Source organism: Kitasatospora sp. NPDC003701 (genome assembly GCF_053587085.1).
Map to the genome: position 1 here is coordinate 20,809 of NZ_JBSFNM010000087.1, position 10,569 is coordinate 31,377.

Annotated in this window: 4 protein-coding genes; 3 read left to right on the forward strand and 1 reads right to left on the reverse strand. The window is 70.8% G+C overall.

Features of this window, described 5'->3' with window-relative positions; all coding sequences use genetic code 11:
• Positions 1 to 633: 633 nt before the first annotated feature.
• Complete coding sequence (locus ACWDRR_RS41020; protein ID WP_449777413.1) at positions 634 to 3,147, forward strand: hypothetical protein; 2,514 nt, start codon at positions 634 to 636, stop codon at positions 3,145 to 3,147.
• Positions 3,148 to 3,462: 315 nt separating this feature from the next.
• Here the strand turns inward: ACWDRR_RS41020 and ACWDRR_RS41025 are convergent, their stop codons facing one another.
• Positions 3,463 to 4,938 carry an alpha/beta hydrolase gene (locus ACWDRR_RS41025; protein ID WP_449777414.1) on the reverse strand — a complete coding sequence of 492 codons (1,476 nt, stop codon included), beginning with the start codon at positions 4,936 to 4,938 and terminating at the stop codon, positions 3,463 to 3,465.
• A gap of 254 nt (positions 4,939 to 5,192) precedes the next feature.
• Here ACWDRR_RS41025 and ACWDRR_RS41030 point away from each other — a divergent pair, with 254 nt between their 5' ends.
• Complete coding sequence (locus ACWDRR_RS41030; protein ID WP_449777415.1) at positions 5,193 to 5,363, forward strand: hypothetical protein; 171 nt, start codon at positions 5,193 to 5,195, stop codon at positions 5,361 to 5,363.
• A 669-nt stretch (positions 5,364 to 6,032) separates the two neighbouring features.
• The gene (locus ACWDRR_RS41035; protein WP_449777416.1) at positions 6,033 to 10,220 is read left to right on the forward strand and encodes a glycosyl hydrolase family 18 protein; all 4,188 of its coding nucleotides are present in this window, start codon (positions 6,033 to 6,035) and stop codon (positions 10,218 to 10,220) included.
• The last annotated feature ends 349 nt before the right edge of the window (positions 10,221 to 10,569 follow it).

A 10,569-nucleotide genomic window follows, 5' to 3' on the forward strand; every position in this document is an offset into this window, starting at 1 on the left:
TGGGTCACTCTCTCGGGAGTGCGACGCCGGGGTCGGAGTGCAGGCGAAGGGCGTCGTGCTCGGCATGCGGTGCGGCAGGCGCGATCCGGATGATCGAATGATCGATTCTGGATCCAGTGCGGGGAGTTTTGATCGAACGGCTTGACCGGGTACGGGATCGGGCCCAGGATGCCCGTCGGACCAAGGTGTCCGGCAGGCGGGTCGTAGTGACGCGCTGGTCCGGACGCCACCGCGGGGGAATCCACCCTCGGGGACGTCCGCCGCCGGCGTCCCGAAGGCCGTCGCATCACATGCCCGCCGCTCTCGTCCGATGTCCGCGCATCCGTTTCGGAGGTCGCTGTGTCCGCGTCGAATCCGCTCCGCTCCGCCAGGCGTCGGCACACCTCCACCGCAGAGCGTGCGGCCCCGAGGCTTCGCGGTGCCGCAGGTCGCGCCGGACGGGCCCTCGCCGTGGCCGTGGCCGCCATCCTCGTTGCGGTGACAGGGGCTTCGCACCCGACGAGGGCTCTCGCGGCGGCGCCGGGCACGGTGGACTACTACGCGTCCCCGACCGGTTCCGGATCCGCCTGCAGTGCCGTTGCCCCCTGCTCCCTGACCGGTGCCCGCGACCGTGTGCGCTCACTCGCGCCGCACATGGCCACCGACATCCGGGTCCTGCTCAGGGGCGGCACCTACCGGCTCGGCGAGACCTTCCGGCTCGCCCCGCAGGACTCCGGCACCGGCGGACACACCGTCCACTGGCAGGCGTACCCGGGCGAAGAACCTGTCCTCAGCGGCGCCCGGAGGGTCACCGGCTGGACGCTCGCCGACGCCGGGAGGAACCTCTTCCGCGCCGCCGTACCAGCCGGCACCGGTTCCCGGCAGCTGTACGTCAACGGAGTGCGCGCCGAACGAAGCCGCTCCGAGGCCGACCCCGGAGGCTTCACCAGGACCGCCACCGGCTTCACCACGGCGGACCCGCGCTACACCTCCTGGCGCAACCCGACCGATGTGGAGGTCGTCGGCCGCAACGCCTGGAAGCACCTGCGCTGCCCGGTCGCCCGGATCGAACCCCGCGCGGCGGGCGGCAGCGAGTTCGTCATGGCCCAACCCTGCTGGGGCGACGCGGGCCGGCCGCCCCACGAAAGCCTGGCCTACCCGGACAACGGCAGCGGCTACCGGGGCTTCGGCGGCTCCGACCGGGCCGACGACCCCGCGTCAGGCATCGCCTGGATCGAGAACGCCTTCGAGAACCTGTCCCGGCCCGGCCAGTTCCACCTGGACCGGCCGGCCGGACAGCTGTACTACATCCCGCGCCCGGGCGAGGACCTGGCGAGCGCGGACGTCGAACTGCCCCTACTGGAAACGCTCGTGGACGTGGCCGGCACCCCCGGCCACCTCACTCCGGTCAACAGCACCGACGCCCGCGCCGGCTACGCCGGCGACTGGACCCTGGCCACCGGGCGCCCGTTCGGCGACTTCGACGACGACGTCCACTACAGCACGGCGAACGGATCGTCCGTCACCTTCGCCTTCGACGGCACGGGAATTGCCGTACTCGGCGAGCGGTACGAGGACTCCGGCGACGTCGACGCCTATGTCGACGGCGCGTTCGAACGCACCGTGGCGCTCGATCACAGCGTCACCCTTCCCTCCGGCACCGCCGAGCGCCTCGCCCGCCAGACGATCTACTCGAAGGCCGGACTCCCATCGGGCCGGCACACCGTCAAACTCGTCAAGAGAAGCGGAAGTTACCTGACCGTCGACGCCTTCGCGGTCACCCCCGGCGCGGTCGCCCCGGTGCACGACATCACCCTGCACGGAATCACCTTCGCGTACGCGACCTGGCTGCAGCCCTCCGGACCGGACGGCTACCGCGACAACCAGGCCGGCGTCCTGTGGGCCGGTTCCCCGGCCCGCACCGTCCACACGCCCGGTGCGGTGCGCGTCGCCCGCGGGGACCGGATCGGCATCACCGGCGGCTCGGTCCGCCATGTGGGCGGCGCCGGGATCGAACTGGCCGCCGCGACCCGCCACAGCACCGTCACCGGCAACCGCATCGACGACACGGCCGGCAGCGGCATCAGCCTCGGCGAGTTCGACGACTTCTGGCAGACCGACCCGGTCCAGCACACGGACGGGAACACCGTCGCCGACAACGCCGTCACCCGGGTCGGCCAGGACTACGAGGACGCCGTCGGCATCCTCGTCGGCTACGCCACCGACACCACCGTCGCCCACAACGAGATCGCCCACACCCCCTACACCGGCATCTCCCTGGGCTGGGGCTGGTGCTGGGCCGACCGCGAGAGCTACGGCGCCGCCCGGCCGCGCCACGGGACCTCCTACGCCGGGAACAACCGGATCCTCGACAACTACGTCCACGACGCCATGCGCGTCCTCCACGACGGCGCCGGCATCTACACCCTCGGCGGCCAGGGCTTCGGGCCCACCCGTTCCGTCCTCGCTGGCAACGTCGTCAGCCTGGTCGGCGGCCACGGCATCTACCACGACGAGGACTCCACCTACTGGGACACCCACCACAACGTCGTCACCGCGGTGACCGGCACCTGGGTCAACCTCTGGCAGGCGTCGATCAGTGACAACTCCGTCCACGACAACCACACCGACGTCACCCGCGCCAGGAACAACGGCACCCGCAACACCATCACCGGCACCACTACCACCACCGACGGCAACTGGCCCGCCGCCGCCCGTGCCGTCGTGGCCGCCGCCGGCCTCGAACCCGCCTACCGGGGCATCCGCACCCCCGAACCGCTCACCGGCAACGACAGCCAGACCGGTGACCTCCTCGCCCCCGTCGCCATCACCTACACCGGCGCGTGGACCACGGCGACCGGACGCACCGGCAACCTGCTCGACGACGCCCACACCACCGCCGCCGACGGGGCCGCCGTCACCTTCACCTTCACCGGGACCGGCCTGAGCGTCATCGCGGAGAAGGCCCCCGACCAGGGCCCCCTGGCCCTGTCCGTCGACGGCACCCCGAAGGGCACCGTCGACACCCGGGCCAGCACCCGCACACCCCGCGCCACGATCGCCGAAGTCACCGGCCTGCCCCCGGGCCGCCACACGCTCACCCTCACCAAGCGGGGAGGCACCACCGCCCGGATCGACGGCTACACCCTGCTCACGAACATGCTGTGACATCCGCCCGATCGCTTCCTCGGATACGGCCGCACCGAGCGGCGCCAGGGCGTGGACGGCGAGCCCGTCGTGGCCGAGGAGGCTCTCCTCGGCCGGCCTGGCCGCGCACACCACTCCCCACCTCGGCGGGGAGCCGGTGCGAGTTCGCCCAGGACGGCCGCACTGGCCCCGTCGATCCACTGCCCGTCGTCCACCACCAGGAGAACGGGCTGCGCCCCGCGACAGCTGTTCCCGCCTCGTCCGGGCGGGGATGGCGGCGCGTCCAGCCCCGCGCAGGGCCTCCAGGATGGGGAGGTGGTCATAACTGCGCCCCCATTACCCGGTCGGTTCGGCCCCGCAGGCGAGGTCGGTCGCCGGGCGCTGTCCGGTGGTCAGGAACACGGTCGCCGCGTCGTTGGCGCAGGTGTTGCGGCCGAACGGGTAGACGCCGTGCCCGCCCTGGTCGGCGGTCACCAGCCCGGCCCGCCGGCCGAGGGCGTGCCGTAGCTCCTCGGCGCCGACCAGGGGTGTCCCCGGGTCGCGTTCGTTCTGCACCATCAGGATGTTCGACGGGCCCCGGTCGTCGATGTGCACGGGCGGCTCGGGCCGCTCGTGGGGCCAGAACGCGCACGGTCCGATCGATCCGGTGGACCCGCCCACCAGCGGGTACCGCACCCGGTCGATCGCGGCGTTGCGCTGGTACACCTCGACCTTCGTGGGCCAGCGCGAGTCGCCGCAGATCACGTGGAGGCGGGCGGCCAGCAGGTTCTCCGAGGCCGGCGGCGGTGGCACCGGCCGGCCGTGGTCGAGCGCCTGCCAGGCTTCGGCCAGTACGGGCATCAGTACCTCGAAGTAGAGGCGGTCGAAGGTCATCCCGCGGAACAGCGTCCCGTCCATGCCGCCGACCGGTCGGGCATCGAGACGGTCGGCGAGTTCGTGGAACTTGGCGGTCACCTGCTCCACCGTGGCGCCCAGGCCGTACTGGGGGTGTGCGGCCGCGAACTCGGCGAAGTCCGGGAACCGGTCCTCCATTCCACGGCCGAGGCGGCGGAAGGCCTGAAGGTCGTAGCCGCCGGGACCGAGGTTGCTGTCGAGCAGGATCCGGTCGCCGCGCTCGGGGAACATCGCGGCGTACGCCGCGCCGAGGTAGCTGCCGTAGGAGGTGCCGAAGTAGGAGGCCTTCGGCTCGCCCAGCGCCGCGCGGATCCGGTCCATGTCGCGCGCGGTGTTCGCGGTGGTGGTGTGCGGCAGCATCCACCCGGTCGCCGAGTCGGCGCACTGCCGGGCGACGGCCCGCGCGTTCTCCGCCTCCCGGGCGACGTCGGCGGCGGTGTGCGCGTACGGCGGGAAGCCGCCGCGCTGCTGCTGCCACGGGGTCAGATCACAGGTGACCGGGGTGCTGCGGCCCACGCCCCGCGGGTCGAAGCCGATCAGGTCGTAGGCGTCGAGGACGTCCTTGGGCAGCCCCGCAGCGGCGAGGGCCGCGGGGTAGCCGAGCCCTGCGGCGCCGGGGCCGCCCGGGTTGGTGAAGAGCACACCGCGGCGCTTGGCGGGGTCCTTGCTCGCCATCCGGGAGACGGCGATCTCGATCCTGCGGCCGCCGGGGGCGCGGTAGTCCAGCGGAACGTCGAGCGTCGTGCACTCGAGGAGGGGGGACTCGGCCTCCTTCGGGCACGGGCCCCAGGTCAGGGATCGCGCCGTGGCCGCCGCCGTGATCGCGGTCGCCCCCTGAGCCGCGGGAGTCACGACAACGGCGACCGTGGTGGCGACGGCGGTCCCCGCCAGAGCGAGGGACAGGGCTTTCCTGTACATACGATGCCCTCCTGAGTCGTTGCTTCCTCTGCTTGTACGACTTGTACGACGAGACGGAACGGGGCTTACGAGACGTATTCCCCCCGCAGCCGGCGGCGGAATCGCCGAAGGGACGGGCCTCTGGTTGCTGCTGACCGTGTCCCCGGGGCGGTGGCGACCATCAAGGGAGTCTGCTTCCCGTCAGAAAGCGTCGTGGCGGTGAGCGTATCGATGACCATGACCGCTCGGCCGGTCGGCACGCCCACCACGACACCATGGCCGACTACGCCCGCAGCCTGCGGGCAGGCGGCGTGCCCGTCCCGCAGATCGCGCAGAAGCTGGTCATCACCTCGGGTAAGAACAAGGGGCAGCGTCCCTCGCTTGCCACGGTCTACCGCATCCTCGCCGAAGCGGACGAGGCCGAGAGCACCGACGGCACCGGCTGAGCCCGGACGCGCGAAAGCCGTCCCGGTTGCATGGGGGAAGCCACCAGGACGGCTCTGCTCAGCGCAGAACCTGTGGGCCCGCAGGCCCACAGGCCGCTGCGAACTGGGCCGCAGGAGAGCCCGTCGCCGGGTGGTGGCCCTCGCGCCTTCCGCGCTCGCATCGCTGCCCGTACTCCGGTCGGGTGAACTGACCCGGCGCCGGGTGTGCTCGCCTTGCACTTCATTCAAGCTGTCAATTGATCAACGCGACCGACCGCGCGGAACCTTGCGCCGGCAGGGTGGATATTCGCGCGGGTGGCCCAAAGGGGAACGATTCTTCGTGTGCCGTCAGAGCGCGGCGCAAGCCATCCACCGGGCTTGCGTGCGTTCCTGACGGCATGAAAGGTCCGCCGACCAGGCCTACGCGCACCCGGGACCGGACCCCGACGAGCAGAGTGCACGCGGACTTGGCCGAAGGGGGCCCTGCCGGCGCACCGCACAGAACACGGAACCTTGAACCGGCTCCGGGTCAAGGTGGGGCAATGTGCATCAGTGCTGGGGCGTGTGTCCCGGCCGTGTCCGGGTGGTCGTGCGGCGCCCCGAGGCCGGTGTGTGCCGGGTGAGCACTGCGCCCGGGTGCGCCCGCCCGCCCGGCCGGACCATCCGATCCGTTCGATCCAGGGGAGAGGCATGAGGAGACCGAGGAGAATCCTGGGGCGGGGTGGCGTCCTGCCGTGGAGCCCCTGGCTGCCGGCTGTCGGGACCGGGCCGCGCCGGCGCGCCGTCACCGCCGTGTTCATCGCGCTGGCCACACTCGTGACCTCGGCGGTGGTCGTGGTGCTCCCGGCCGGCCCCGCCCGGGCCGCGCCGCTGCGGAGCACGCCGCTGGTCGGGTACAACATGTTGGGCGCCGACGGCGGGACCAAGTGGACCAGCAATATCGGCCGTTACCTCAGAGCCGCTGAGATCGTGGCGGTGCAGGAGGCGGGAGCGGTCCCGCCCGGAGTCTTCGTCGACGACAGCGCCAACTTCGCGGGGCTGCCGGCGATCGGGCGGGCCAACTACATCCAGCACCACCGCTGGAGGTTCGGTCACGAGAGCTACGAGGTCTACTTCCTGCAGACCGACCGGAACGGCGGCGGCTACGTGGGCGGCCGCAACAACGTCGCGCTGGTCACCCAGCGGGAGGCCGACGAAGTCACGGCGATCCCCAACCCCCACCACGAGGGGCGCGCGGTCGTCGGGGTCCGCTTCGGCAACGACTGGTACTTCAGCTACCACGCCCTGAGCGGCAGCGGAAACACCGGCGGCCGTGACGCGCAGGCCATGCTGGCCCGCGTCGACGCCTTCGTGAGCCAGCGGCCGGGCAACGAAGAGTGGACTGTGCTGGGCGACTTCAACAGGGATCCGAGCAACCTCGCCGTCCCGGGCGGCTCGCACATCTACAACACGGGTCTGCCCACGCACATCGGCCACGGGGAGTTCGACTTCGCCGTGGGCTCTGTCTACATCCCCGACCATTCGGTGACGCGGCAGCCCGGGGCCAGCGCCGACCACTTCGCCTTCGCCGTCGGCGCCCTGCGCGCGGCAGCCGAGCCCCGCCCGTTGTTCAACAGCCCCCGCTACATCGAGAGCGTGGAGAACGGCACGGTGCTGGCCCCCGAGGAGGCACCGTGGGGCGGCGAATGGCTCGCCACGCAGAGGCGTGATCCCGAGGACACCTCCCAGCGGTTCGACATCGAGTTCGACGACAAAGCCGGCTTCCGGATCCGCGAGCCCGGCGGCGAGTGTGCCACGGTCAGCGACCTCGACCCGCAATCCCTGTCCCTGCACGACTGCTCCGACTCCCCTGACCAACGGTTCGACCTTGTCTCGCTCGGCAATGACCAGTACCAGATCCGTATTCTGCGCAACGGGCGATGCGTGGAACGGGGGAGCAGCGAGACCGACTTCGTGGGGGTTCGGCCGTGTGGGGATGACGAGGGACAGCACTGGACCTTTCCGCAGACCCACCAGGACCTGAGCGAACCCGATTTCGATACGGGGGATCTACCGGTCGCCTACGCGGGATCGGAGGGCCTGCAGAACCTCTACACGGGCCAGATGCTGACCGGCGAGCCGCGCGGCTTGCCGTCCACCACGGTGCGCGCCGAACAGCGCGACACGGTCCCCACCGCCACCAGGGCGGAGTGGATCACGGAATGGCAGGGCGAATACCTGCGGCTGCGCAGCGCCGTCGCCGGCGAGTGCGTCGAGATCGACGATCCGCCTCCCGGCAGTGACTCGCCGGCCGGCGTCGACCTGAAGCCCTGCACGAGCTCCTCCGCGCAGCTGTGGAAGGTGGACCCGTACTTCGGGGAGGCCTTCCGGCTGGAGAGCAGGCTGGCCGAGGGCACGCCGGGCGGAGTCTGCCTGTCCCTGCCCGGGTTCAACGATCTGGGGGACGGCTGGGACATCGTGGTGGCCACGGAGTGCGCCACCCCGCTTGCCAGCCAGGTCTGGTCCTTCGCCCCGTACTCCACCGCGACCGACCAGAACGGCCGGCTCGCACAGTCCCTGCGGTACGGCCCCACTCCGCCGCCCGACCCCGAGCCGAAGCTCAAGGGCCAGGCGCCGAGGTCCGTCTCCGCCGCCGCGGCGGTCGACCACTCCACGTGCCGCCCGGACGGGATGACGGCGACGAAGGGGGTCGGCACCCCGTACTGCCTGATCTACGACGACCAGGGCCGCGAAGTGATGGGCGAACGCCATCCACGGCGGGTGGTCGGGTACTTCACCGGCTGGCGCACCGGCCGGAACGGGCAGCCCATGTACCTGCCGCGCAGTATCCCCTGGGGGCAGGTGAGCCACGTCAACTACGCCTTCGCGCACGTCGACGGCGACAATCACATCTCCGTCGGTGACGTGAACGACCCGGACAACCCGGCCACCGGGATGACCTGGCCCCAGGTGCCCGGCGCCGAGATGGACGCCGGCCTCCCGTACAAGGGGAACTTCAACCTCCTGAACAAGTACAAGAAGGAGCACCCCCGGGTCAGGACCCTGATCTCCGTGGGAGGTTGGGCCGAGACCGGCGGCACCCTGAAGCCGGACGGCAGCCGGGTGAAGACCGGCGGCCTGTACCGCGTCACCAACCGGGAGGACGGCAGCGTCGACCAGCCCGCCATCGACACCTTCGCCGATTCCGTCGTCACGTTCCTGCGCACGTACGGTTTCAACGGTGTCGACGTCGACTACGAGTACCCGACCTCTCTCCTGGACGCGGGCAACCCGGAGGACTGGCCCATCGCCAACCCCCGCCGCAAGGGCCTGAACGCGGGCAACACCGCGCTGATGAAGACCCTGCGGGAGAAGCTCGACGCGGCGTCGGCGGCAGACAACGCCTACTACCAGCTCACGGCGGCGGCCTCGGCGTCCGGCTACCTGCTGCGCGGCCAGGAGGACTTCCGCGCGCTGCAGTACCTGGACTTCGTCAACACCATGTCCTACGACTACCACGGCTCGTGGAACAACTACGTCGGCCCGCAGGCGCCGCTCCACGACGACGGCAAGGACGTCGAGCTGGCCGCCACCGGGATCTACGACAAGGACAAGAACCCCGAGTACCAGCAGGAGGGCTTCTTCAACACCGACTGGTCCTTCCACTATCTCCGCGGCGCCCTGCAGGCCGGGCGGATCAACCTGGGCGTGCCGTACTACACGCGCGGCTGGAAGGACGTCCAGGGAGGCGAGGGCAACGGGCTCTGGGGCATCTCCAAGCTGAAGGACCAGTCCCAGTGCCCCGAGGGGACCGGCCCCAACGGGGGCACGACGGAGTGCGGCTCCGGTGCCTCCGGCATCGACAACCTGTGGCACGACCAGACCGCCGCGGGCGACGAGCTGGCCGCCGGATCCAACCCGATGTGGCACGCCAAGAACCTGGAGCGGGGCGCCAGGACCAGCTACCTGCCCCGGTTCGGCCTGGACCCGAAGGACACCGCCAACGGGACCGACGGCTACACCCGGCACTGGAACGACACGCTCAAGGCGTCCTGGCTGTGGCACGAGGGCAAGAGGGTGTTCCTCTCCACCCACGACACCGAGGACACCGCCGCCAAGGCCGACTACATCAAGGACAAGGGCGCCGGCGGCGCGATGATCTGGGAACTGGCCGGGGACTACGAGTGCCCGGACGACACGTCGGGGCAGTGCGTGCCCGGCTACACCCTGACCCAGCAACTCGACGACGCCCAACGCGATGCCGGGTCCTACGGCGCGACCCGGGCCGGGAACACCGAGCTGCCCAGCCAGGTCCTGGACGCGGACGTGACCTTCGCCAAGTACCCCACCGACAACAAGGACCTCTGGCCGCTCCAGCCCATGCTGCGCATCACCAACCACGGCGGCAAGGCCATCGCCGGGGGCACCAAGGTCTCCTTCGACCTGTCGACTTCGGCTCCGTCCGTCATCAAGGACGGGAACTGGGAACCGTACAAGGACGTGAAGCCCGGCCACTCCGGGCCCAACGTCGGCGGCCTGAAGGGCGACTTCCACCGGGTCACGATCACCCTGGAGGCATGCCAGGAGATCCCGGCCGGGCGCAGCATGGACATCCCCGTCAAGTACTACCTACCCGCCGCCGGTCCCGCGAACGTCACGATCACCAGCGAGGGAAGGACCTTCGGCATCACCGGTGACCGGCGCCACGGCACACAGACGGTGGCGCCGCCTGCCGGCTCGGCCGCCTGCTCTCCGGTGAAGTGGGACCCGAAGGACACGTACGAGAAGGGGGACGTCGTCACGCACAAGGACCACCGCTGGCTCGCCCAGTACTGGGCCGACAAGGGCGACGAACCGGGCGTCGCCCCGGTCTGGCGGAACATCAGCCCCAACGACTGACCACTTCTGGTCCCGCTCCCGTTGCGAGAACACGATGAGGGTGCCCAGGACGGTCCTGCCGACCGTCCTGGGCACCCTCATCACCCGGGTCACGCCCTGTTGGCCGGAGTACGCGCTCCGGCATTCCCGTACCGTGCCGTCCCGGCTGGTGAAGGCCACCACGGGGAAGTACACGGACGAGCCGTCGGACTGTTCGCGCTCATGGCGCACCACCGCGCCCGGGACACGGATCCCCTCGTGTCGCAGTTGCCGTTGTGTCCGCATCTCGCGCCAGGCGAGAAACCACAGCAGCGGCCCCGATACCAGCATCAAGACCAGAAGCAGTCTCGTCATCGAGTTTCCCGGGAGG